Origin of the sequence: Paenibacillus sp. MY03 (assembly GCF_002165585.1) — a bacterium.
Lineage (GTDB): Bacteria > Bacillota > Bacilli > Paenibacillales > Paenibacillaceae > Pristimantibacillus > Pristimantibacillus agaridevorans.
In genome coordinates, this window is record NZ_MXQD01000008.1 from 164,492 (window position 1) to 187,655 (window position 23,164).

Consider the following 23,164-nt stretch of genomic DNA (forward strand, 5'->3'; position numbering starts at 1 on the left):
CAGGAAACAACTGGGATCATCAGCAGCCCCTGCCGAACGATCCAGCAGGCTTCTGGATTCGGTTCGGAGCCATTTTGCTGGACGGCCTGATTATCGGGATCCCTCTAAGCGTTCTTTCCCTCATTTTAACAGGCGGTTCTTCAGGAGAATCCGTCTTCACAAATGTATTGTCTTTCTTGTACGCTTTATTACTGCCCGTCTTCTGGAATGGCTACACAGTCGGTAAAAAAATATGCAGCATTCGAATTATTAGGGTCATTAACAATGAGCCGCCGCATATCGGTAACATGTTGATGCGCAATGTTGTATGGGCTGTTATTGTCGGAGTTACATTTGGAATCGCTTTGATTGTAGATTGGTTTATGGTGGGTCTTCGCGAAGATAAACGGGGCATCCACGATTTTATAGCAGGCACGCAAGTCGTTCGTGTTTAATAAATAATTAATGCAAGCACAGGAGGAGCGTGCGGCGATTCATCGCTGCCGCTCCTTATTCGTTATCCATTCGCCCATACCATATCCGCCTATCTGAATAGACTACTATCATACCTTTACAGACGGGCGGGAGGAATGGTCGTGGCCAAATCTAAACGAGGAAGGGAGGCTGGAGCCTCCTCCAATACCATCAAAAGCAAAAGTAAATCGACCATTTCATCTGAAGATTTGGCGATTATTGCGGGTGTCGTCGTTGTTATAGGCGATCTTCTTGCCTTATGGGCGCTTCTTCTGGCAAAGAAGGAGGACGATAATCAGGCCGAAGAGGAAGGATTGCTCGCGTTGATATCCGGCAAAAGGTCTCGAAGGAAGAAGAGATGACTCTCCTCCGTTGTTCGCAGTCGGCAGTTTTGGGAATATTCCTAAGGGTGTCGAGGCAAGCTAACTCCGTACCGACTGTAAATATTCGGGAGGAGTGATCAGGTATGGATCAGAATCAAATTTCGGAAGATGCAAGAGAGACGATTGTAGCGGTTCAGAAAAATGGTGACGGTGATTTAACGGCATTTAAAACGTCCTCGGGTCGTCAATTGGACTATGCAACGGCCTTGCAGGAAGTACAAGCTGGTCGAATCTCCGGCGTTAATGCTTTCAAAGGCAGGGATGGAGAAACGTATCTGCGCGGCGATGCCGATGGCGATCCAACCAACAACCTGGATCAGTTGCCGCTTTTCTAGATAACCAGGAGTTCTGACGATCAAACGTTTGCGAGCGACCCCGATCTTCTATGGATTTGGTGCAAAGGAGTTCTTCTCCCGATCGCCTGCTCTATATGAAGGATCGGGGTTGTTTGGCTTGAGCTACAACTTGTGTTTCTCGCCTTGCTCCACAATACGCATTGCCCCTGTTTTTCCCCGGTAATCCTCAAGCGCGTCTCCATAATGCATGAGATAGATATGATTCTGGATTTCCCGAGGCAGCGTCAGCAGCTCGTCCAAGCAGGCATGGACAACCCCGGGCGATTCAAGCTGACAATCATGATAGACAGTCGTAACCCCCGCTTGTACCAGATTTGTTAGAAGCTCTCCATTAAACACCATGTCTGCCGTATAAAAAAATGTCTCATTAAAGAGGAAAGAGTAGCTGTCCTTGCCAGGTATATGCTCCGTCTTTATTAACTTAACATGCAGTCCCGGCGCAAGCTCATAAGTTTGGCCGTGTGTCAGCGGTCGCACCTCGAAGAAATGATCAAGGGCATTAAGCTCTCCTTGCACTAATCCGCCTCTCAACGTATGCTCCCAAAGCGGTCGGGCGAGCGACTCCTCAATATAGAGGAGGGGCTTGCGGCCGTATTTGAACATCATTTGGAACGCAAGCTCTTCGAGTCCTCCAACATGATCTGCATGAATATGGCTGATCAGCACCGCATCGATCTCTGCGAACGTGACTCCATGGTCATGCAGAGCCTTAGGCAGCGTTATACCGCAATCCACAAGCAGACGATAATTTCCCGACTCTATTAAAGCGTTGTTATTATTGTATCGTTTGGCGAAAGCGCTGCCTGTTCCAAGCATCGTTATGTACATCTATTCACACTCCTATTGCTCGTATGGTTATTTTTGCCGTTACTCTCTCTACTGTAACAAAATTTGCGTGAGCTTGCCATTTCCAGGTGCAACATTCCGTCCTCATTCATACGATGTTGAAGCTGGACCTAAAGGGAGAGGATGGTCAGGATGAGCAAAGGCGGCAAAGGAAAAAGCGTGAAGAAAAAAAAGGTGGCAAGCGACCACAAACAGGTTCATTATAAGCTGGTGTTGTCGGAGAGCTGCAGAGTATGCAAGACGCCTTGCGCCAAAGGGATGAACTACTTGGCGCGTATGCAAGAGCCTGGTGCAGTGGGCAAAGGGGTGCCGTGCATCCTGACCAGAACATACGGGTAATACTCTTTGATTGTATTTCCCAGGCAAGCGCAGTATTCAACAGCATTTGACAATGGATCATATTTATGATTTTGACGAAAAAATGATAAAAAATGAGCGCAACTTTGTTGGACAGCAAGAGTATAAATTTACATCCAGAATAGGCGGATGGGGGTTTATGCAGCGATGAAGTTCAGGAAAATTGCGATAATGCTGACGTTGCTGTCCATATGGGGCGGCACCATGATATTCGCGGACGCCACTACCCAGAAGGTACGCGTCATGATCAATGGCACAGAGCAGGATGAGGGCGGCGTATTATTGGAAGGAAAGACTTATTTGCCGCTGCGCCAGATTGCGGAAGCGATGGGAGCCATCGTCCGATGGGACGATAACAATAAGCGGGCGATTCTTTACAAGCCGAACGTCCATATGTTTCTGTACAATGGCAGTCAGCCGTTCGGCGGCGTGAACAAAGGATATCAGGGCAAAATTAAAGTATTCTCCCAAATTGACAATGTGAAGACCGATCTTGCTTCCGTAAAGGTAACGATTGAGGATCCGTCTGGCAAGGAGCGGTTTATTCAAAGCGAGAATGTGACGAACAACAACGATTCCTTCTGGTTCATCACAGATGAATTCGATTACAAGTTCGACGCCACGGGCAAATATAAAGTACGATTCTATATGCGTCTGTCGAACTCGGAAGATTGGGTAGTCGTATCGGAGAAGCTCATCACTTCCTCATCCAAAGGTTAACTGCATTAATTATCATGAGGTCCCTCCATGGAGGGGCTTCTTTCGTTTGACCCGCGATATACGAACATGTTACGATAGGCAGGTATGATTAATTAACGGAAGCGGGGTTGCAAACATGAGCGAGCATCAGCACGGACCGGATTGCGGCTGCGGTCATGATCACGATCACGAACACGAAGAGCATGTGTTCATTGTGACCAATGACGAAGGCGAAGAACGCGAGATGGTCATGGTATATACGTTCGAATCCGAGAACAATGCGTACGCAGTTTTGCTGGATCGTCAAGATCCGGAGCTGGACGGCGTTATATTCCGCATTGAAGAAGAGAACGACGAAGCCTTTCTGGTCGGCATCGAAGACGATGCGGAGTGGGAGCGCGTAACGGCGATCTACGAAGAGATTGCGCGTACCGAGAACGAAGAATAAGGATGCAGCAATAATTAAACGGGCTGCGCAGCCGGGTATTGAACCTGACTGTGCAGCCCGTTATCGTTTTATTTGCGTGGATTGTAATAAATCGTTCTGCCGTTAAACATCGTGAGCTCTGCTTTCAGCTTCTTGGCCATATACTTGCATAGCTCGTTGCCTTTGGCCTTGTCGCCGTGTGTAGAGCCTTCCGGCAACACGACCTGAATACAGTTGACGTCTGAGCCGGCGACACTCGTCGTCACCGAAGTTCCCAAAATCATGTACTTATAAGGTCTGGCCGTTCCTTTAAGGTAGAACCATCGGTCGTCTCCGGCGGATTCTTCCGTGTACGGGAAGGCGGCGCTTGCGTAGTCCCAACCGAGTTGTTCGCCGGTCAAGGCAGTCTGACTCACATAATGCGCCAACGTATCCCGAATGTCTTGAAGCGTAATGTCTTGAGCGGTTGAGCCTTCCACTAGCTTGATGTAAGCACTCTGACTCATCTATCATCACCTCTAAGGGCATCATAGCATGAGCTGGAAACCTTGACAATAAATATGGTTTATTAAGAGATGGCGGTTTCTTCGACGATTACTTTCACGTACTGGATGCTTCGATCCTCGGGACCCTTGACGGGCAAGCCTACCTCAACATGATCGACAATATAATCGATGTTCGCTTGCGAGATAACCTCTCCCGGCAGCAGGATCGGAATACCTGGCGGATAGACATAGATAAACTCGGCAATGATACGTCCTGCAGACTCCTTGAAAGGTATGACCTCCGTTTCTGCATAAAAGGCATCGCGCGGAGTAAGAGAAAGCTGAGGAATCTCCGGAATCTTAACGACTAATTCTCGTGCTTCGGCCCCTGCATGAAACGCATCGGATAAGCCCCGAAGCGCTTGAATAAGCTTCGCTACGGATTCCGACGTATCTCCAGGCGTAACTAGGCAAAGAATGTTATACATATCGCTAAGCTCGATCTCCAGATTATAGTTGTCGCGAAGCCAATTTTCGACGTCGTAACCTGTTACGCCGAGATGGCGCACATGAATCGAGACCTTGGTCGGATCGTAGTCGTAAGTCGCCTCACCGCCAAGTATTTCCTCGCCGAAGCTGTACAGACCTGGTATTTCGTTAATCTGGCGTCGAGCGTCCTGTGCCAGCTCGATGACACGCTCAGCGATTTCGCGGCCGTTCAAGGCCAGATTGCGGCGTGATGTATCGAGCGAAGCCAGCAGAATATAGGATGTGGACGTCGTTGTCAGCATGCTGATGATCGTCTGAACACGCTGCGGATTTACGCGTCCCTTGCGAATGTTAAGCACGGAGCTTTGCGTCATGGAGCCGCCGAGCTTGTGCACGCTTGTTGCTGCCATATCCGCTCCGGCCTGCATGGCCGACATCGGCAGCTTGTCGTGGAAATGAATGAGCACGCCATGAGCTTCGTCTACCAGTACCGGAATATCGTAGCTATGAACCAGATCGACGATTTCCTTTAAGTTGGCGCAGATGCCGAAGTAAGTCGGATTGATAACGAGCACGGCCTTGGCGTCGGGATGACGCTCCAGTGCACGGCGAACGGAACGGGTCGTGATGCCATGGTCGATGCCAAGCGTGCTGTCGCGTGCAGGCGAAATAAATACAGGTCTCGCGCCGGCGAAAATAATAGCAGCCATGATCGACTTGTGCACGTTGCGAGGCACGATGATTTTGTCGCCGGGGGAGCAGACAGACATAATCATCGTGATAATCGCGCCGCTAGTGCCCTGTACGGAAAAGTAAGTAAAGTCAGAGCCGAATGCATCCGCCGCAAGCTTCTGAGATTCTTCAATGACGCCTGTCGGTTGATGCAAGTCATCCAACGGAGCTATATTGATAAGATCGATCGACAACGCATTGTCGCCGATAAATTCGCGGAATTCGGAGTCGCTTCCGACGCCTTTTTTGTGACCTGGAATGTGGAATTGAACGGGATTATGCGCCGCATGTTCGCGTAGCGCAGTGAAGAGCGGGGTTTTATTATGATCCATCGCCGTATCCCTGCCTTTCATCAGATGTACAAACAAAGTTGAGTATAACAAAAACAAGCGGTTTTGCAAGTAAAGTTTATCTGTAGAAGGCGCTCCAGGCGCGGGATTTATCGTATTTGTTACAAAATTGTTCATACTTGCACCGTTCCTACTTATGGTACGATAGTATGGTGGAGGGATTAACGGCATGAAGGATAAGCGTTTGCTCATTGTAATGGGAATATTGATGATTACTTTTATCGGCTTCGGCATTATCATCCCGGTTATGCCAGAAATTATACAGGATGCCGACCCGGAGAACGCGGAGCTTCACACGGGCTGGATGCTGGCGTTATATTCGGCGGTATCCTTTATATTGTCGCCGCTTTGGGGCAATTGGTCGGACCGGATCGGTCGCCGGCCCATCATTTTGATCGGTCTGCTTGGATTCGCCGCGAGCTTTCTCTTGTTCGGTCTCGCTTCGGGCAATCTCGCGCTTATGTACGCTTCCCGGGCGATCGGCGGCTTGTTCTCGGGCGCTGTCGCGTCTGTCATCGTCGCCTATGTGGCGGACATTACTCCTCCGGAGCAGCGTACTAAGGGCATGGGGCTCGTCGGCATGTCGATCGGCCTCGGCTTCACGATCGGCCCAGGCTTCGGGGGGCTGCTCAGCGTCGTCTCGCACGAAACGCCGTTTTTCGCGGCAGCCGGCTTGGCGCTCTTAACTTTCGTGCTCGCGCTGCTCAAGCTAAACGAATCGTTGACACCCGAGCAGCGCAAGAAACCAGCCGAGAAGCGAACTTCGCGGTGGACGGCATTCCAGGGACCGCTCAAACATCTGTACGTGCTTGCCTTCTTCGTGACATTCACGCTTGCGGGCATGGAAGCGACTCTGCAATTTTTCGGGATGAGCCGGTTCGACGTAACGCCGCTTGAGGTTGGCTTGCTCTTCTTCGTGTGCGGCATCGTCGGCGCGCTCGTACAAGGCGGCATCGTTAGAAGGCGGATTAAGAAAGGCGAGGAGCCGCGTTATATTGTGATCGGCTTAATCATCTCGGCCGCAGGATTCTTTTTGCTGCTGTTCGCGCACTCGCTGACATGGGCGATTCTGTCGCTCGCGGTGTTCGGAGTCGGCAACGCACTGATCCGTCCTTGCGTAACGTCGCTCATTACCCAGAAGACGAAGGTCGGACAAGGCGTTGCATCGGGATTAAGCTCGTCGATGGATAGTCTGGGACGAATCGCGGGCCCTCTGTTAGGATCGTTTATTTTCACGATTGGCGAAGGTCTGCCTTATTTGATCGGAGGCGTTCTATGCATTGCCGCTCTTCTGTTCGTATTCCGTTTCCGTCAATTGGACGAACAGGAGCGAACCGTATCGGCAGAAGGATAGACCGTTATTTTAAAACATTAGGAAATCAAAACGTCATACTATCTCGATATTTCTCGGAGTGTAACGCGCTGCACCCGCCAAAAGAGGGGGCAATGCGTTACACCTTGAGCATGACAGACTGGCTCCCCATCTCGATGGGGGGCTTTTTTTAGTTTAAGAAATTATGCAACCTTAAGACTTGAGGCGTATCCCCGACCAAAGTCCTGTTTTGCCTCCGGCTAACGGCGTGGCAATAATACCGTCTGGAGACGTTTTTGCAAGTTTTTCCTTACCCGTATGATGGTAAAGACAAAACAAACAAAACCGGTTTCGGAAAAGGAGCAGATTGGAAAGCATGAGCAGTATTACAGGTTGGTCGTTCCGCAATAAGGCGGCAATCGGGTTATTGGTCGTCATGGCGCTGGTGGTAGGAGTTATCAGTTACTTAAGGCTGCCGATGGAGTTCCTGCCCGCGGCAGATAATCCGCAGGTTATGATTACGTCCATCGGGCAAGGCGTCAATGCGAAGACGATGGAAGAGCGCGTCACGGAGCCGCTTGAGCAGGCGGTTATGTTCACGAAAGGCAAGACGTCGTTGTTCTCCACTTCCGGGGAAGGATACTCGCAGATCAGTCTTAACTTCGATTCTTCCACAAACATGAAGGAAGCGAAAGCGGAGGTGGAGCGCGCGGTAGCAGCCGTTCCGCTGCCAGGCAATGTGATGCCGCCGTTTGTCATCCAATTCCATACATCGATGATTCCAATCTCCTGGGTCACGGTTACGTTTGATGAGAGCGTAAGCGGCCAAGAGCGCGAAGAGCGGCTGACCGCCATTAAAAACGAGCTGCAAGGCATCGAAGGAGCCGGTCAAATATCCGTATCGGGCGGAGCGAAGGCGGTTATCCACATTCAGCCGGACGCTGACAAGCTCGCAGTTGCAGGCATTCCAGTACAGACATTAATGGGAGTGCTGCAGGGCAGAGGCGCACAGGCGTCGATTGGCGAGAGAAGCATTGACGGTCAAGCCGTCAGTCTCAACGTTACGGAAACGATCGGCACGCTGGAGACGCTAAAGCGTCTGACCGTTCTACCCGGAGTCGAGCTTGGGGACGTCGCCGAGGTGACGCTGGCGAATGAGAAGGAGAATGTCAGCCGCATGAACGGCAAGGACGCCGTTTTGCTGACCGTCTCGAAGGCAGCCGATGCCAATGCGGTGTCGGTCGGCAAGTCCATACAAGCGAAGGTCGAAGAGCTTGGCGCGGAGGGCGGCGGCGTAAACGTTTCGGTACTGCTAAGCAGCGCGGAATCCGTGGAGCATTCCGTTAACAGCATGCTGCGCGAAGTACTGCTAGGCGCTTTGTTCGCTACTATTGTCATCTTGTTGTTTATGCGCAACTTCAGAGCGACGATCGTTACGATCGTATCTATTCCGCTTTCGCTGGGCATCACACTTTATTTGCTGCAGCTGTCCGGCGTTTCGCTGAACATTATTACGCTCGGAGGCGTAGCGGTTGCCGTCGGACGGCTCGTGGACGACAGCATCGTCGTCATCGAGAATATATACCGCAGGTTGCAGAAGGAGGCCTTCTCCGTCTCGCTTATAACAGACGCGACAAGGGAAGTCGCGTCTGCGATTACATCTTCGACGATCGTAACGGTAGCGGTGTTTTTGCCTATGGGGCTGCTACGCGGTTCGTTGCAGGCGTTCCTGCTGCCGTTCGCTTTGACGGTGACATACTCGCTGCTCGCCTCTCTGCTTGTCGCTTTGACCGTCGTGCCACTGCTTAGTGCATGGCTGCTGAAGGGCACGAAGGAGAAGGAACACGGAGGAGCGCCTCGCTTCGCGAAGTTCCTGGCATGGAATTTGCAGCGTAAGTGGATACCGCTAACGCTGGCGGTGGTTCTGCTGGCCGGGTCGGTTGGCGCATACGTCACCATGCCGAAAGCCGCGTTGGATTCCTCCAGCGCGGAGAATTTAAGCGTAACGTTGGAGTATCCTAACGACACGCCGGAGAATGAGGTGCTGGCGGGCGGAACGAAGCTGGAGAGTTATCTGGTTGAGCGGGCCGATGTGGAATGGACAATGATGTCCGTCGGCAACAGCTCTGATGACGCCCAGTTCGGAGCCGTGTCGTCTCCTACGCTAATCTCTTATCTGGTGGGCATGAAGAAAGGAGCCGACGCGGAGAAGACGCTTGATGCCCTTCGGGCTCAGGGCGGCGAATATCCGGATGCCGAACTGCTGGCGAGCGCGACGGATTTGATGATGGGCGGAGGCTCTACGACGGTGTTCGTCGACGTGACGGGCGAAGAGGAGAAACTCGCCGAGGCGGCGGGCATGCTGGAGGAGGCTCTGGCGAAAATTGAAGGCGTAGAGAAGGTGGAGAGCAGTCAGGAGGATCTGAAGCCGGTCTATTCGTTCCAGGTCAAGCCGGAGCTGGCCCGCGGCGAAGAGATAGCCCAGCAGCTTCAGCTCGCGTTGAATCCCGTCCCTATCGGCTCCATATCGTTGAATACGGGCGAGACGCCGGTATGGCTGCAGCCTGTCGTCGATCCGCAGTCGGAGAGCGAGCTTGGGTCTCTTACCGTTATGACGGAAGCAGGGGCGGTTCCTGTCTCTACGGTGGCTACGTTAATTCGGACGGAAGAACCCACCTTGTATTACCATAAGGAAGGCAAACCCTATTTGCGGGTGACGGCTAGCGTAGATCCAGCGAAGCTGTCTGTGGTAGGAACCGAAATTTCCAAGGCGGCAGATGCCTTGCAGCTTCCGGAAGGCGTGGAGTTCTCGGTAGGCGGCGCTTCCGCGGATCAGGCCGGCGACTTCGCGGACCTCGGAATGACGGCTCTTATCTCAATCGGTCTCGTCTATCTGATCATGGTTCTAACATTCAAAACGCTGCGGGCTCCACTTGCGATCATGATCTCCTTGCCGCTAGCCGCGATCGGTGCGGTCACAGGGCTTCTAGTCTCCGGCGTTACGCCGGACTTCACAGCCATGTTCGGTGCGTTGATGCTAATTGGCATCGTGGTAACGAACGCCATCGTGCTCATCGACAGAGTCAAGCAAAACGAGCAATCCATGACGATCCGCGATGCTTTGCTAGAAGCAGCCTCGACAAGAATGAGGCCGATCATCATGACGGCGCTTGCGACGATCTGCGCGATGCTGCCTCTCGTATTCGGCTCGCATGAATCCGGGAGCATCGTATCCCAAAGTCTGGCGATCGTCGTCATCGGCGGCTTGGCGGCAGCGACTCTGTTGACGTTAATCATTGTGCCTTGTGTATACGAGCTGCTGTTCTTCCGCAAATCGAGGAAGGAAAGGAAGGCAACTAACGATTCGTTAATGAAGGAAGCGGCAGCGGGAACGGAAGTTTGATGCTGCAGCCCTTGTAATTAACCTTGAGTAAAAACAAAGCAAGCCGGAGAAATCAGCACATGCGCGCTGGTTTCTCCGGCTTGCTCGTCTGCTCTGCACACGATGTGCCCCGCGAACTCAATAGGAGGTTCGTTTTATCGCGATCGGTTGCAAGCCAGCTCATACAGCGGAAGCAGTGTTTCGTAGGTGCTAAGAGCGTATCGCAGCAGCTTTTCGCCCTCCTGCAGCACAGGATCGTCCGCCGAGAGATGGCGGCCGACAAGCAGCTCTGCTTTGCCAACGTCCCGAAATCTTACGAGCGCCGTCTTCCAGGCTGCTTCGTCCATTTCTCCGACTTCCTGTGCTTCCTTCTTCATATGGTCAAGCGACATCATGAAGTCAGACGGGACGGTCTCGATAACGTCGTCGAGCTGATCGAGAAAGGCGGATGCGATCGCTTTTTTGTTGGGCACCTCATAGATCAGGGCGAGCCAGATAAAGACATGGTCGTCGAACAGGCCGAGCTGGAAGTGGGGATGAGACTTGTAGCCGCGCTTGTTGTCGCAGATCGACAGCCAGGTATCCTTGGGGGCGTTCACCGTCCTTCTCGCGTGTTTTGCGATATGGAGGTACATCTCGCGTCCCGTTAGCCGGGAAAGCTCGTCCACGATTTGCTCGCCAAAAGCGCGGAATTTGGGCTGAATGAGAGTCTGTATGCCATTCATGCGAGCTTCGAGACCTTCCAATTGAAAAACGTCAAAGTCGGCGGCAGCGAAGCCTTCCAGCGGAGCGTGAGCGGTATTTTTATGGTCGGCAGATGTAATTGTCATTTCGCGTATTCTCCTTACTAACATAATAATGGGATATGGATGAGAAACTTTATTATTTTAGAATGATTATAACATAATTCATTGGAAATGCCTATCTGAATAGGTACAGCTAGGGTGCGAGAGAGGGGAGAACCGGCAGCATTGAAGAATGGGCAACCCAGACTTAAAAATTAGTCAATAATCCAAGTTGCCAGAACATAAGATGAAGTATAAGATAGTGGTAAGAACAAATTGTCAGAACATTTCGTCAAATAACACTTGGTTAAGGGAGGGATTGCCGTGAATAAGAGCTACGAAGTCGAATATTGTAATCTGGAGCTGCGATTCGAACGCCGGCAAATCCAAAATCTCATCCGGGATCTCATTCAGGAAGGTTATTCCTTATACTGGAGCGAGACGGAAGGGCAGTTCCTCGTTTCCATTCGGACCGGCAGGAAGCTCGTGAAGCTTCAGTTCCACCGAATGAACACCCGTTACAAAATTGTAGGCGATTATGTGATCAAAGACGAAAAACTGTCGGAGCTTCTGGAGAAATTGATTAACGATACACGGGGTCATGCAGTCGTTAAACGAATCAAGGATCGGCAAATCGTAATCGAGAACATTATGTTCGGCGAAATCATACGACTTGTGGAGGTGTCAGGCATGGAGCATCGGATTATCTATCAAAAGAAACCTTTCGTGACAATAGAGGAAATGATCAAGGCGTTCCAATCGAAGCGCGCGGAAGAGCGTGCGGCGGTGCTGAGGTTCGAGCTTGATTATGAGCTGCTGGTGCTGCACGAAGCGCTTGAGGCTCATAATGAGGAAGCGGTTGCAGAATCTAAGGAAAGGTTGGTTGCGCTTCGTTCGGAGATGCTGCAGCTAGAGTTGTGAGGGAATGGCGAGAAGAGTAAATCTTAAGCTTTAAAGAAACGATCATGCAGTCGCCCGGAACGGTGCGGCGCGCAGGGTCGTTTTTTGAATTATAGGAAAGTATATGATTTCATCATACTTTCTCTATAATTCTCGGAACGAAACGCGCCCCGCCGCCAAAGGAGGGCGTGGCCGTTTCGCCTTGCTATAAGAATAACGCAACCTTGCTCTCGGTTATTCTTATGGATGAGGACGGCCAATCAGGTTTTCTTCCGGATGTAAAAAGAGTAGAATAAAGCTATTGTAAGACTTTAAAAAAATTAATGACAAAGGATGGAAGAAACTCATGTCTAAGCAGCAAATCGGCGTTATCGGCATGGCCGTTATGGGCAGAAACCTTGCCCTCAATATCGAGAGCAGAGGATTCACCGTCTCCGTGTTCAACCGCTCGCGGGAGAAAACGGACGAGCTTATCAGCGAATCCGCAGGCAAAAACCTGGTTCCAACCTACACGATCGAAGAATTCGTCGCTTCTCTTGAAGTGCCTCGCAAAATCCTCATCATGGTGCAAGCCGGAGCGGGTACGGACGCAACAATCGACTCCCTTGTGCCGCATTTGGATCAAGGCGACATTATCATTGACGGCGGCAACGCTTATTTCCCCGACACGCAGCGCCGCAGCAAAGAGCTTGAAGCAAAAGGCTTCCGTTTTATCGGCACTGGCGTATCCGGCGGCGAAGAAGGCGCGCTGAAAGGCCCATCCATCATGCCGGGCGGCCAGAAATCCGCTTACGAGCTTGTTGAGCCGATACTGACGGCTATTGCAGCCAAGGTAGGCGAAGACGCTTGCTGTACTTACATCGGCCCGGACGGCGCCGGCCATTACGTAAAGATGGTTCACAACGGCATCGAATACGGCGACATGCAGCTTATCTGCGAAGCTTACGACTTGCTTAAAAACGTGCTTGACGTCAGCACGGAAGAACTGCACGAAATCTTCACCGAGTGGAACAAAGGCGAGCTCGACAGCTACCTGATCGAGATTACGCGCGATATCTTCTCCAAATACGATCCGGAAACGGGCAAACCGATGGTTGACGTTATTTTGGACTCCGCCGGCCAAAAGGGTACGGGCAAGTGGACAAGCCAAAGCTCCCTGGACCTTGGCGTACCGTTGTCCATCATTACGGAATCCGTATTTACCCGCTTCCTGTCGGCTATGAAAGAAGAACGCGTAGCGGCAAGCAAAGTGCTGAGCGGTCCTGCAAAAGCTCCGTTCCAGGGCGATAAAGCGGCATTTATCGAAGCTGTGCGCAAGGCGCTGTTCGCGAGCAAAATCTGCTCTTACGCGCAAGGCTTCGCGCAAATGCGCGCCGCTTCAGACGAATACGGCTGGGATCTTCGCTATGGCGACATCGCAAAGATCTTCCGCGGCGGCTGCATCATCCGTGCGCGTTTCCTGCAGAACATCACGGACGCTTACGACCGCGATCCGGGTCTTCGCAACCTGCTGCTTGATCCTTACTTCAAAGAAATCGTGGAGTCGTACCAAGGCGCATGGCGCGAAGTGATTACTTCCGCCGTAACAAACGGCGTGCCGGTACCGGCATTCTCCAGCGCGCTGGCTTACTTCGACAGCTACCGCACGGAACGTCTGCCGGCGAACCTGCTGCAAGCGCAACGCGATTACTTTGGCGCCCATACGTTCAAGCGCGTGGACAAAGAAGGTTCGTTCCACTTCAACTGGCTTCAATCCTAATCGCTAGCGCTGTCAGGCCAGGCCATGGGACGCTTCGCGCAGCCAATCGCGCAGGCGGTCCGCCTCCTGGTCGCTGCAGTGCCTGCGCTGAATGAGAGCCATGGCCGCTTCGGCGAAGTATAAAAAGTTTTTCATGAGACGTGGCTGCGACAGATCCATGAATGCGGGATCTTCGTCAGCCACCTTTTTTTTAATGTAACCTAGCATCCATACAACATCGTCGCGGCAGAGCGGGTGTTCCGGGCTCAGGATGGTACGGATTCGCAGCTCCGTCGGGTGTATGGGACGGGTGGGACTGTTCATCATGGGATCACTCCTCGGCATAAAGTTTGCATCATTAACATACATACGGCTAATCCAACTTTTTTATACACCGAATCTGCAAAAAAATGATATGATATGGAAGAATTGCTTTCGAGAGAAACACGGCAAAGGATGATTGCTCAGATGGAAGTGAACAAGCTCGTGCTGGTCGGATTTATGGGAACGGGCAAGTCCAGCGTCAGCCGCGAGCTGTCGGCGAGACTCGGCTGGGCCAGGCTCGACAGCGACGAGGAGATTGTAAAGCGCGCAGGAAAAAGCATATCGGATATATTCGCCACCGATGGAGAAGGCCGGTTCCGGGATCTGGAATCGGAAGCCATTGCCGATCTGCTGAACAAGGAACAACCGGGAATTATCGCGACAGGCGGCGGAGCCGTGCTGCGCGAATCCAATAGAAGCATCATGCTGGAGAAGAGCCTCGTCGTTGCTTTAATGGCGGATGCCGAGAGCATTATCGCCCGCGTCTCGAAGGACGAGGAGCGTCCCCTCCTGCAAGGCGATGCCCGCGAGCGGGTATACAAGCTGCTGGAACAACGCCGCGGCGCTTACGACTTCGCCCATCTTGCCATTGATACAACGGGCCTGTCCGTTCAGGATGTGGCGGAGAGAATTATTGCATGCAAGAACGAGTGGAACGCCCCTGGTCCTTCAAGCGGCTCTGGCGATGCAACCGAATAATGGAATGGCAAAGGAGACTTAACCGATGGATGTTATCGTAACACCGACTCCCCGTCTAGCGGGAGAAATTCAAGCGCTTTCCTCCAAAAACTATACGACTCGCTACCTGCTGGTCGCTGCTCTTGCAGAAGGCACAAGCACGATCTACTATCCGGCTCACAGCGAAGACAGCGACGCCATGCGCCGCTGCATCCGCGATCTTGGCGCGATCGTCGAAGAAGACGACGAGAAAATCGTGATTACGGGCTTCGGCCGCAATCCCAAGCCTGTGGAACAACTGGATGTGGGCAATGCCGGCGCCGTCCTGCGTTTCTTGATGGCGATTGCTTCGTTATGCCCGGATGTCACGTTCATAAACCGTTACCCCGATTCGCTGGGCAAACGTCCGCATGACGACCTTATCGAGTCATTGACGGCGATGGGCGTAAAGATCGAGCACCGCGAGGGCAAGCTGCCGATCCGCATTCAAGGCGGACAACCGAAAGGCGGCCATATTCAAGTATCAGGCAACATCAGCTCCCAATTCCTCAGCGCGCTGTTGTTCCTTACTCCGCTGCTGGAAGAGGACAGCGAGATTGAAGTGCTGCACGACCTGAAGTCCAAGGTCGTCGTAGGACAGACCTTGGAGGTGCTGGAGCAGGCGGGCATCGTCATTCATTCCGATGAGGATTACATGCGCTTCCGCGTTCCCGGGGGACAGAAGTATGCGGCCAAGACGTATTCCGTGCAAGGCGATTATCCGGGTTCCGCAGCCATTTTGGCGGCAGCAGCCGTTACGGAATCGGACATCGTCGTTCATCGTCTCGTGGAAAACAGCAAACAAGGCGAACGCGCCGTTGTCGACGTGCTGCGTATGATGGAAGCGCCGCTGACCCACGAGAACGATATCGTCCGAGTAAAGGGGAACGGCAAGCTGAAAGCCGTGGAATTCGACGGAGACCACGCGACGGATGCCGTGCTGGCAATGGTTGCGGCGGCGGTATTTGCCGAGGGCACTTCCCGGTTCTACAACGTCGAGAATTTGCGCTACAAAGAATGCGACCGCATTACGGATTACCTGAACGAGCTTCGCAAGGCCGGAGCCAACGTGGAAGAACGCCAAGCGGAAATTATTGTGCATGGCAGACCGGAAGGCGTGGAAGGCGGCGTAGAGATCAACGCGCATTACGACCATCGCGTCATCATGGCGCTGACTATCGTGGGCTTGCGTTCCAAGTCCCCGATTCGCATCCGCGACGCGCATCATGTGGCGAAGTCGTATCCGATTTATTTTGACCACCTGAGGGCGCTTGGCGCGAACGTGGAATGGGTACAGTAGATTGTAGGCGCAGCTGTCAGCATGCCGGCTGCCGCATTTAAACCAAGACGGAGGTGCACGATTCATGACATTCAGCAATCCAACCAGAGAACGGTTGAAGGAGATCTTGCAGGCAAGCCAGAACATCGCGGTAGTCGGCTTGTCGGACAAGCAGGACCGCGTCTCGTACATGGTATCCGAGGCGATGCAGGCAAAGGGATATACGATCATTCCCGTCAATCCGGCGGCAAAAGGTCCTATTCTTGGGCAAACGACCTATGCGGCCCTCAAGGATATCCCTGTTCCGGTCGATATCGTGAACGTATTCCGCCGCAGCGAGCATACGCCGGAGGTGGCGGAGGAAGCGGTGGCGATCGGAGCGAAGACGTTGTGGCTCCAGCTCGGCATCGCGAGTGATGAAGCGGCTGCTATCGCGGAAGCGGGAGGGCTGGAGGTTGTCATGGACCGCTGCATCAAAGTGGAGGATTCCATTTTGCTTCCGCAAGGCAAGTCAGGACAATGAAGCAATTTTAGAACATACGGAAGCGGGCCGACTAGGCCCGCTTTTTTCTTTTAATTATTGCGGCTAGCGTTGGCTTTGACAAATAGTTAGCCAGCGCTTAACATCAAATAAGACATACTTACCGATTTTCAGTACATGAGGGTATCTCATAAACGAAGCAACCGGCCAACAGGAGGTTAAGAACGAAATGAAGTTTATAGGGAGCTTGCAGCAATTAGGCAGAGCGTTTATGCTGCCCATGATTGTGCTTCCTGCCGCAGCAGTGTTTCTTAGCTTGAGCCAATTGCCCTGGGACTGGATCGGTTTGCCCGGCATGGCGGAGCACCTGCGCGCGGCAAGCGATATTATTTTTGTGTACCTGCCCTTTATATTCGCTTTGGGCATCTCGTTGGGATTGACCGGAAACGCCTTGTCGGCTGGAATCGCTTCGCTCGTCGGTATGGCCATCTACGTGGGCATAACAGCAGAAGCAAGCGCCGAAATTGAGCCTACCGTGCTGATTGGCGCCATGATCGGCATCGTCTCCGGCGTGAGCTATGAGCGCTTTAAGGATCTGCGATTGCCCGAATACATTCAGTTTTTTGGCGGTCCGAGATTCGTGCCGATATTTGTAAGCGTGCTCTCGCTGCTCTTTTCGATCGGGATGGTAAATCTTGCTCCGACCCTTCAGCATTTGATGGTGGAGCTCGGCGACGTCGTCGCTTCGGGCGGAGGTTTCGGCATATTTCTGTACGGTTTCATTCACCGTATTCTTGTCGTATTCGGCCTGCATCACCTCGTCAGCCACGTATTCTGGTTCCAAATCGGGGGCTATGAGACGGAAGGAGGAACGATGGTATACGGCGATCTGCCGCGTTTCTTCGCCGGTGATCCCGAGGCAGGCGTTTTCATGGCGGGTTTGTATCCCACGATGATGTTCGCACTGCCGGCTATCGCTTTTGCTATCATTCACGAAGCAAGGGAAGATCTGAAGCCGAAGATTCGCAAGACGTTCCTGTATGCGGCTCTCGCCTCGTTCCTGACCGGCGTGACGGAGCCCGTGGAATTTGCTTTCCTGTTCGTCGCTCCGTATCTGTACGTTGTACACGCTATATTGTCCGGCGGTATTATGTGGCTGACATACGAGCTTGGCATCAGACATGGCTTCTCTTTCTCCGCGGGTGCCATCGACTTTTTAATTAACAAACATTTGGCGACGAGGGGATGGCTCATTCTTCCCATCGGCATTGTTGTGTTCGCGGTATATTATCTGCTCTTCCGCTGGGCGATTACCAGATTCCAGATACCTACACCAGGCCGCGAAGAGGGCTCGCAGCTCGACGAATGGGCAGGCGACATTCCTTATCGCGCTCCGCTTATTTTGCAAGCGATCGGCGGCAAGCAGAATATCGTGCAGATGGAATCCTGCATAACAAGGCTGCGACTGAAGGTGTCGAACGATAAAATCATTGACGTCAACGCGCTGCGCAATCTTGGCGCTGCAGGCGTTATCCGGCTTGGCGGAGGTCATGTTCAGGTCGTGTTCGGCACGTTTTCTGAGCTGATCCGCGAGGAGATGCTTAAGGCCATTACCCGCGATCAAGCCCAAGTATTATTCCACTCGCCCGTTCAAGGCCGCATGATTTCGCTTGATGAAGTGCCCGACCCTATCTTCGCTGGCAAGCTCGTCGGCAACGGCGTTGCCTTTTTGCCGGACAAGGGGGAGCTGGTATCTCCCGTAAAGGGAGAAGTCATCCATATCTACCCCACAATGCATGCGATCGGCATTCGTACGCCGGAAGGACTGGAAGTGCTGCTGCATATCGGCATCGACACCTCCAAGCTGTCAGGCAAGTCTTATTTCGAAGCGGTCGTGAAGGAAGGAGACTCCGTGCTGCCTGGCGCGCTGCTGATCAAGTTCAACCTGCAAAGGGTGCGTAAGGAGAGCAAGTCCTTGGCTACACCAATGGTCATTACCAACTCCGATATTGTCCATTCCTGGCGTTACGCGCCGTTCAAGGCGGTGAAGAAGGGACAGTCTTCGGTTATGTCAGTCGTACTTAAAGAGAGCAATGGTGGAGGGAAACGAACATGATTCAAGGGATTGGCGCTTCAATGGGCATCGCAATCGGCAAGTCTTTCGTACTCCCCAACTGGGAGTGGGAGGTACCGGACAACAAGGTCGATGTCGCGGATTTCGCCAGAGAATTCGAGCGGGTGTACGAGGGGATTCGGACTTCCAAGTTCGAGATTCAACAGATTAAGGACGAACTGAGGGAAGTCGTCGGCTCGGATGAAAGTCAAATCTTCGACGCGCATCTCGCCATTCTCGACGATCCCGTATTCATGAATGAAATTCAAGGCATCATCCAACGCCAATACAAAGCGGCAGAAGTAGCGGTCAAGGAGGCCATCGATCACTTCGTAACCATGTTCGATCTGCTCGACGACGACTATATGAAGGAGCGGGCACTCGATATCAAGGATGTAGGCAACCGGCTGCTCAAGCATCTGCTTGGCGTACCCGAAGTAACGCTGCCTTCGGATACGCAGCCGTTTATCCTTATTGCCAAGGAGCTGTCGCCGTCGCAGCTGGCCCACATTAATCCGGACCATGTGCTGGGCATTGTCACATTGGCAGGCAGCATAACTTCTCATTCCTCCATTATGGCGAGAGCGCTTGGCGTGCCGCTTGTAGTAGGGGTGGAAGCCAGTTTGACAGAGCCGATCGTAACGGGGCAGACCCTCATTATCGATGGCAGCGACGGAACCGTCTATATTGATCCGAAGGAAGATATTATCAGTCTGTACAACGAGTTGCACGATCGCCAGACGGAGGCCAAGCGGAAGCTGCAGCACTTTGCGGAATGCAACGCGGAAACGCCGGATGGCAAGTTTTTGCGGTTAGAGGCGAATATCAGCTCGCTTAAGGAGCTGGAGATTGCGCTTGCGGGCGGAGCGACGGGCGTAGGTTTGTTCCGTACCGAGTTTCTCTACATGGACCGAAGCCGCTTTCCTAAAGAAGAGGAGCAATATGAGGTATACCGAAGCGTAGCGGAACGGCTCGGCGGTGAACCGCTTGTCATTCGAACGCTGGATATCGGCGGCGACAAACAATTGGATTACTTCGAGATTCCGGAGGAAGACAATCCCTTCCTGGGTTATCGGGCAATCCGGATCTCTCTGGATCGCAAGGATTTGTTCAAGACGCAGCTTCGGGCGATACTGCGGGCGAGCATCCATGGAGCCGTCAAAGTGATGTATCCGCTCGTAACCTCAGTGGACGAAATCCGTGCGGCTAACGTCGTGCTTGCCGAAGCGATGAGAGAACTGGATGCGGAGGGCATTCCATACGAACGCAATATCCCGGTCGGCGTCATGATCGAGGTGCCGGCAGCTGTTATCATTGCCGACCTGCTCGCGCAAGAGGTGGATTTCTTTAGCATCGGTACAAACGATCTGCTTCAATTCACGCTGGCGGTTGATCGAATGAACGAAGAAATATCGCATCTTTATGATCCGTTCCACCCGGCTCTGCTGCGAATGATCAAAACGACGGTGGAGGCGGCCAAGGAACGGGGCATCAAGGTAGGCGTATGCGGAGAGCTTGCGGGAGATATGAGGGCGCTCCCGATCTGGCTCAGCCTGGATGTCGACGGGCTCAGCATGTCGGCGCATTCCATCTTGCCAATTAAGGAACGCTTGCTCTCGACAAGGCAGGATGAATGCAGGGAAGTGTGGAGGAACCTCCAGCAATGCCGGACGAGTTCGGAAATTATCGGCAAGCTGGAGGCGTTTATGGAGCTCAAGGACGAGCAGACGGCGAACGGTTAGCCCATTCGCTGCTGGAGCGCGTCCACGAACGCTTTGGCGTATGGCGGCAGATCGGGCGGACGGCGCGCGGAGATCAGATTGCCGTCGACCACCACAGCTTCGTCAAACCAAACAGCTCCGGCGTTTTCCATATCATCGCGAATACCCGGAGTCGAGGTCACTTTGCGGCCTTCCAGTATTTTCGCAGAGACGAGCACCCATCCCGCATGACAGATTTGGCCGATCGGCTTGTCCGCCGCATTTAGCTCCTGCACGAGGCTTAGCACTTTGGGGTACCGCCGGAGCTTGTCCGGCGCCCAGCCGCCCGGCACGAGCAAGCCGGCAATGTCGGCCGCGTTCACTTCGTCAAAAGACAAGTCGGCGACAGCGGGGACGCCATATTTGCCGATATGCTTTTTGCCTTTTTCGGGGCCGGCATACAGAACAGTCGCCCCGGCTTCGCGCACGCGGTATACGGGATACCATAATTCCAGATCCTCGAATTCGTCATCGAGCAGACAGATGACCGTTTGATTATTCAACGACATATTTACCTCTCCCTTCGATGATTGATACCAGTTGACAATAAGTTATTCATTCCTATTGTATCCAAGGAGCAGATATGAATCAAACCGTAACAAGCAGCTCTTCGAGGCGTTTGCGCCAACTTATCCGATGGCTGCCAGCCGTTGTATGGATGGCCGTCATCTTTGCGTTATCGTCCAGGACCGGCGATGAGTTGAACACGATGCTGCCATTCTTCCAACGATGGCTCCCTTGGATGACGGACTTTAATTGGGGACACTTCGTTGCTTATTTCATTCTCGCTGCAACATTCGATTACGCGATCGGGGGCAAGGCGGAACGTCCCTTGATCAAGGTGTTCATTGTCGTTCTATGCGGTTTATACGGCGTGACGGACGAGCTCCATCAGTCGTGGGTCGGCGGTCGGATGATGGATGCGGCCGACGTTCGAAACGACTGTATAGGCGCGTTAGGCTGGACGGTTGTCGCGGCTATTACTCCTGTAAAGCGCTTATGGAGGAAGGTCGTGAAGTAGTAAAAATTTCATGGGACGATTAAGCAGGACTTTTCGCAAAAAAGGTCGAATCCTCTATACATTCCCGAGGCTGCACTCAAGCAGTGAGGTAAGCGGCTGAGCCGCATGAATAAGGAGCTGACCCATTTTGCGTAAAACATGCCATTGCGGCGAGATCATGACGATGAAGCTGCGTACGGTGATCTATTCCGGCAAAGTCGAAATCGATAATGTCCCCATCTTCTCCTGTACTGCTTGCAGCAGAAGCGAAGTCATTCCTGAAGTGAAACCCGATCTAACGGGGCTGATCGCCAAGCTCGGAGCCGAGCCCGACAAACAAACCTTCCTGTTTAACGAATGCAACGAATGGGCGGATCTGCTCGTCGAAGCCAAAGTGAACAAGAAACCTCCGGAGCCCCAGGACGTGGAAGCCTTGATTCAACATCGAATCAATAATCTGCTGGACTTGTACCTGTTGGCCCAATCGCTGGAAGACGAGGATTGGATCGCAGACCTGAACAAGCGATTGCAGCAGCTTAGCCGACGCTCGATGCTTACATAAGCTTGAACGTTTCGTCAGAACGGCTGCCGCATGGCTTGTTCTCATCCGAAGTCCATTTGTTGCCGTTTATTCGCTCACATTGCGAAAAGTAATATTTTGTCGTATGATTACGTTAATAATCGGCGTGCGATACATATGCGTGAACCTTGCAGTCGGGTACTGCCCGATGGTGTATGTAGGTTGAACCATAGTGATGTAATCCAAATCTGAACAAATGGAGAGAGAATCCGTGACGGTAACCATTTATGATGTAGCAAGAGAAGCAGGAGTGTCCATGGCTACGGTTTCCAGGGTTGTCAACAATAACCCTAACGTGAAGCCGGCAACAAGAAAAAAAGTATATGAAGCAATCGAACGTTTGGGCTACCGTCCCAACGCGGTTGCGCGCGGACTGGCCAGCAAGAAGACGACCACAGTCGGCGTCGTGATTCCCGATATTTCCAATGCGATCTTCGCGGAGGTAGCGCGCGGAATCGAAGATATCGCGAATATGTATCATTACAATATTATTTTGTGTAACGCGGACAAGAAGAAGGATAAGGAAATCCGCGTTATCAACACCCTGCTGGAGAAGCAAGTCGACGGCCTGCTGTTCATGGGCGGCGCGGTGACGGACGAGCATCTGCAAGCGTTCAAGACGGCGAATGTACCGATCGTTTTGTGCGCCACCAGCGATGATAACAACCAGATCCCTTCCGTGGATATCGATCACGAGGAGGCGGCATATGATGCCGTTATGAAGCTGATAGGCAAAGGCCATAAGCGAATTGCGATGATCAGCGGCACGCTTCAGGATCCATCCAACGGATATGCCAGATTCCAAGGCTATAAGCGCGCGCTTGAAACATCGGGTCTGCCATACGATGATACATTAGTTCGTATTGGCAACTACAGATACGAATCCGGTGCAGAAGCGATGAAATATTTCATCGATCTGAGCGAGCGTCCGACAGCTATATTCTCGGCCACGGACGAGATGGCTATCGGTGCGATTCATTGCATCCAGGATGCCGGCCTGCAAGTGCCAGGCGATATTTCCGTCATCAGCGTTGACAACAGCCGAATGGCATCCATGGTTCGCCCGCAGCTTACTGCGGTAGCACAGCCTATGTATGATATCGGCGCCGTGTCGATGCGCTTGTTGACCAAATTAATGAAAAAAGAAAACGTAGAGCATGCCAGGGTCGTATTGCCGCATGAAATCATCGTTCGGCAATCGGTCGGAGCCATTTAA

General features: G+C 52.6%; 24 protein-coding genes. 18 read left to right on the forward strand and 6 right to left on the reverse strand.

Features of this window, described 5'->3' with window-relative positions; all coding sequences use genetic code 11:
- The first annotated feature begins 29 nt into the window (after positions 1–29).
- The 3 genes from B1748_RS09885 to B1748_RS09895 all read left to right on the forward strand — a co-directional run bounded on the left by B1748_RS09885 (position 30) and on the right by B1748_RS09895 (position 1,171).
- On the forward strand, positions 30–434 hold the full coding sequence (locus tag B1748_RS09885; RefSeq protein ID WP_087567864.1) for an RDD family protein: 405 nt from the start codon (positions 30–32) through the stop codon (positions 432–434).
- 141 nt (positions 435–575) lie between these two features.
- Entirely contained in the window at positions 576–815 is a 240-nt protein-coding gene (locus B1748_RS09890) for a hypothetical protein (protein ID WP_087567725.1), read from the forward strand.
- A gap of 104 nt (positions 816–919) precedes the next feature.
- A complete protein-coding gene (locus tag B1748_RS09895) occupies positions 920–1,171 on the forward strand; it encodes a DUF3892 domain-containing protein (protein ID WP_087567726.1) in 252 nt (83 codons plus the stop codon).
- Between the two features lie 123 nt (positions 1,172–1,294).
- Here B1748_RS09895 and B1748_RS09900 read toward each other — a convergent pair whose 3' ends face one another.
- Positions 1,295–2,020, reverse strand: coding sequence for an MBL fold metallo-hydrolase (locus B1748_RS09900; RefSeq protein ID WP_087567727.1), 726 nt, complete (start codon positions 2,018–2,020; stop codon positions 1,295–1,297).
- A gap of 150 nt (positions 2,021–2,170) precedes the next feature.
- On the opposite strand from B1748_RS09900, the gene B1748_RS09905 reads away from it, so the two are divergent.
- From B1748_RS09905 to B1748_RS09915, 3 genes are all read left to right on the forward strand, one after another.
- On the forward strand, positions 2,171–2,377 hold the full coding sequence (locus B1748_RS09905; RefSeq protein ID WP_087567728.1) for a hypothetical protein: 207 nt from the start codon (positions 2,171–2,173) through the stop codon (positions 2,375–2,377).
- Between the two features lie 165 nt (positions 2,378–2,542).
- Positions 2,543–3,115: a stalk domain-containing protein gene (locus B1748_RS09910; RefSeq protein ID WP_087567729.1), complete on the forward strand. Its 573-nt coding sequence runs from the start codon at positions 2,543–2,545 to the stop codon at positions 3,113–3,115.
- A 115-nt stretch (positions 3,116–3,230) separates the two neighbouring features.
- Positions 3,231–3,542: a DUF1292 domain-containing protein gene (locus B1748_RS09915; RefSeq protein WP_087567730.1), complete on the forward strand. Its 312-nt coding sequence runs from the start codon at positions 3,231–3,233 to the stop codon at positions 3,540–3,542.
- Between the two features lie 68 nt (positions 3,543–3,610).
- On the opposite strand, the gene B1748_RS09920 is transcribed toward B1748_RS09915, so the two are convergent.
- A complete protein-coding gene (locus B1748_RS09920) occupies positions 3,611–4,027 on the reverse strand; it encodes a DUF1885 family protein (RefSeq protein WP_087567731.1) in 417 nt (138 codons plus the stop codon).
- Between the two features lie 62 nt (positions 4,028–4,089).
- Positions 4,090–5,559 (reverse strand): aminotransferase class I/II-fold pyridoxal phosphate-dependent enzyme, encoded by a 1,470-nt coding sequence (locus B1748_RS09925; RefSeq protein WP_087567865.1) that lies wholly within the window; start codon positions 5,557–5,559, stop codon positions 4,090–4,092.
- A 187-nt stretch (positions 5,560–5,746) separates the two neighbouring features.
- On the opposite strand from B1748_RS09925, the gene B1748_RS09930 reads away from it, so the two are divergent.
- Together B1748_RS09930 and B1748_RS09935 are read left to right on the forward strand one after the other, a co-directional pair.
- A complete protein-coding gene (locus B1748_RS09930; protein ID WP_087567732.1) occupies positions 5,747–6,931 on the forward strand; it encodes an MFS transporter in 1,185 nt (394 codons plus the stop codon).
- A gap of 334 nt (positions 6,932–7,265) precedes the next feature.
- Entirely contained in the window at positions 7,266–10,292 is a 3,027-nt protein-coding gene (locus B1748_RS09935; RefSeq protein ID WP_087567733.1) for an efflux RND transporter permease subunit, read from the forward strand.
- A 134-nt stretch (positions 10,293–10,426) separates the two neighbouring features.
- On the opposite strand, the gene B1748_RS09940 is transcribed toward B1748_RS09935, so the two are convergent.
- The gene (locus B1748_RS09940; protein ID WP_087567734.1) at positions 10,427–11,101 is read right to left on the reverse strand and encodes a DUF1054 domain-containing protein; all 675 of its coding nucleotides are present in this window, start codon (positions 11,099–11,101) and stop codon (positions 10,427–10,429) included.
- A 279-nt stretch (positions 11,102–11,380) separates the two neighbouring features.
- On the opposite strand from B1748_RS09940, the gene B1748_RS09945 reads away from it, so the two are divergent.
- The gene (locus B1748_RS09945; protein ID WP_087567735.1) at positions 11,381–11,977 is read left to right on the forward strand and encodes a hypothetical protein; all 597 of its coding nucleotides are present in this window, start codon (positions 11,381–11,383) and stop codon (positions 11,975–11,977) included.
- Between the two features lie 325 nt (positions 11,978–12,302).
- Complete coding sequence (gene gndA, locus B1748_RS09950) at positions 12,303–13,715, forward strand: NADP-dependent phosphogluconate dehydrogenase (protein ID WP_087567736.1); 1,413 nt, start codon at positions 12,303–12,305, stop codon at positions 13,713–13,715.
- A gap of 12 nt (positions 13,716–13,727) precedes the next feature.
- Here the strand turns inward: gndA and B1748_RS09955 are convergent, their stop codons facing one another.
- Positions 13,728–14,021 carry a BRO-N domain-containing protein gene (locus tag B1748_RS09955; RefSeq protein ID WP_087567737.1) on the reverse strand — a complete coding sequence of 98 codons (294 nt, stop codon included), beginning with the start codon at positions 14,019–14,021 and terminating at the stop codon, positions 13,728–13,730.
- 141 nt (positions 14,022–14,162) lie between these two features.
- Here B1748_RS09955 and B1748_RS09960 point away from each other — a divergent pair, with 141 nt between their 5' ends.
- The 5 genes from B1748_RS09960 to ptsP all read left to right on the forward strand — a co-directional run bounded on the left by B1748_RS09960 (position 14,163) and on the right by ptsP (position 20,350).
- Positions 14,163–14,717, forward strand: coding sequence for a shikimate kinase (locus B1748_RS09960; protein WP_087567738.1), 555 nt, complete (start codon positions 14,163–14,165; stop codon positions 14,715–14,717).
- Between the two features lie 25 nt (positions 14,718–14,742).
- The gene (gene aroA / locus B1748_RS09965; protein WP_087567739.1) at positions 14,743–16,035 is read left to right on the forward strand and encodes a 3-phosphoshikimate 1-carboxyvinyltransferase; all 1,293 of its coding nucleotides are present in this window, start codon (positions 14,743–14,745) and stop codon (positions 16,033–16,035) included.
- A 64-nt stretch (positions 16,036–16,099) separates the two neighbouring features.
- Positions 16,100–16,537 carry a CoA-binding protein gene (locus tag B1748_RS09970; protein WP_087567740.1) on the forward strand — a complete coding sequence of 146 codons (438 nt, stop codon included), beginning with the start codon at positions 16,100–16,102 and terminating at the stop codon, positions 16,535–16,537.
- 187 nt (positions 16,538–16,724) lie between these two features.
- Positions 16,725–18,611 carry a glucose PTS transporter subunit IIA gene (locus B1748_RS09975; protein ID WP_087567741.1) on the forward strand — a complete coding sequence of 629 codons (1,887 nt, stop codon included), beginning with the start codon at positions 16,725–16,727 and terminating at the stop codon, positions 18,609–18,611.
- Positions 18,608–20,350 (forward strand): phosphoenolpyruvate--protein phosphotransferase, encoded by a 1,743-nt coding sequence (gene ptsP / locus B1748_RS09980; protein ID WP_087567742.1) that lies wholly within the window; start codon positions 18,608–18,610, stop codon positions 20,348–20,350. Before B1748_RS09975 ends, ptsP begins: the two co-directional genes overlap by 4 nt.
- Here the strand turns inward: ptsP and B1748_RS09985 are convergent.
- Complete coding sequence (locus B1748_RS09985; protein ID WP_087567743.1) at positions 20,347–20,877, reverse strand: type 1 glutamine amidotransferase domain-containing protein; 531 nt, start codon at positions 20,875–20,877, stop codon at positions 20,347–20,349. The two genes, ptsP and B1748_RS09985, sit on opposite strands and share 4 nt — an antisense overlap.
- Before the next feature lie 74 nt (positions 20,878–20,951).
- On the opposite strand from B1748_RS09985, the gene B1748_RS09990 reads away from it, so the two are divergent.
- From B1748_RS09990 to ccpA, 3 genes are all read left to right on the forward strand, one after another.
- Positions 20,952–21,389 carry a VanZ family protein gene (locus B1748_RS09990; protein WP_087567744.1) on the forward strand — a complete coding sequence of 146 codons (438 nt, stop codon included), beginning with the start codon at positions 20,952–20,954 and terminating at the stop codon, positions 21,387–21,389.
- Between the two features lie 127 nt (positions 21,390–21,516).
- Entirely contained in the window at positions 21,517–21,930 is a 414-nt protein-coding gene (locus B1748_RS09995; protein ID WP_087567745.1) for a hypothetical protein, read from the forward strand.
- A gap of 229 nt (positions 21,931–22,159) precedes the next feature.
- Positions 22,160–23,164: a catabolite control protein A gene (gene ccpA / locus B1748_RS10000; protein ID WP_087567746.1), complete on the forward strand. Its 1,005-nt coding sequence runs from the start codon at positions 22,160–22,162 to the stop codon at positions 23,162–23,164.

Excerpts from the sequence above, each read along its gene's own strand:
- B1748_RS09895 (WP_087567726.1), top strand. The coding sequence starts at position 920 with ATGGATCAGAATCAAATTTCGGAAGATGCAAGAGAGACGATTGTAGCG.
- B1748_RS09900 (WP_087567727.1), bottom strand. The coding sequence starts at position 2,020 with ATGTACATAACGATGCTTGGAACAGGCAGCGCTTTCGCCAAACGATAC.
- B1748_RS09905 (WP_087567728.1), top strand. The coding sequence starts at position 2,171 with ATGAGCAAAGGCGGCAAAGGAAAAAGCGTGAAGAAAAAAAAGGTGGCA.
- B1748_RS09910 (WP_087567729.1), top strand. The coding sequence starts at position 2,543 with ATGAAGTTCAGGAAAATTGCGATAATGCTGACGTTGCTGTCCATATGG.
- B1748_RS09915 (WP_087567730.1), top strand. The coding sequence starts at position 3,231 with ATGAGCGAGCATCAGCACGGACCGGATTGCGGCTGCGGTCATGATCAC.
- B1748_RS09920 (WP_087567731.1), bottom strand. The coding sequence starts at position 4,027 with ATGAGTCAGAGTGCTTACATCAAGCTAGTGGAAGGCTCAACCGCTCAA.
- B1748_RS09925 (WP_087567865.1), bottom strand. The coding sequence starts at position 5,559 with ATGGATCATAATAAAACCCCGCTCTTCACTGCGCTACGCGAACATGCG.
- B1748_RS09930 (WP_087567732.1), top strand. The coding sequence starts at position 5,747 with ATGAAGGATAAGCGTTTGCTCATTGTAATGGGAATATTGATGATTACT.
- B1748_RS09935 (WP_087567733.1), top strand. The coding sequence starts at position 7,266 with ATGAGCAGTATTACAGGTTGGTCGTTCCGCAATAAGGCGGCAATCGGG.
- B1748_RS09940 (WP_087567734.1), bottom strand. The coding sequence starts at position 11,101 with ATGACAATTACATCTGCCGACCATAAAAATACCGCTCACGCTCCGCTG.
- gndA (WP_087567736.1), top strand. The coding sequence starts at position 12,303 with ATGTCTAAGCAGCAAATCGGCGTTATCGGCATGGCCGTTATGGGCAGA.
- B1748_RS09955 (WP_087567737.1), bottom strand. The coding sequence starts at position 14,021 with ATGATGAACAGTCCCACCCGTCCCATACACCCGACGGAGCTGCGAATC.
- B1748_RS09960 (WP_087567738.1), top strand. The coding sequence starts at position 14,163 with ATGGAAGTGAACAAGCTCGTGCTGGTCGGATTTATGGGAACGGGCAAG.
- aroA (WP_087567739.1), top strand. The coding sequence starts at position 14,743 with ATGGATGTTATCGTAACACCGACTCCCCGTCTAGCGGGAGAAATTCAA.
- B1748_RS09970 (WP_087567740.1), top strand. The coding sequence starts at position 16,100 with ATGACATTCAGCAATCCAACCAGAGAACGGTTGAAGGAGATCTTGCAG.
- B1748_RS09975 (WP_087567741.1), top strand. The coding sequence starts at position 16,725 with ATGAAGTTTATAGGGAGCTTGCAGCAATTAGGCAGAGCGTTTATGCTG.
- ptsP (WP_087567742.1), top strand. The coding sequence starts at position 18,608 with ATGATTCAAGGGATTGGCGCTTCAATGGGCATCGCAATCGGCAAGTCT.
- B1748_RS09985 (WP_087567743.1), bottom strand. The coding sequence starts at position 20,877 with ATGTCGTTGAATAATCAAACGGTCATCTGTCTGCTCGATGACGAATTC.
- B1748_RS09990 (WP_087567744.1), top strand. The coding sequence starts at position 20,952 with ATGAATCAAACCGTAACAAGCAGCTCTTCGAGGCGTTTGCGCCAACTT.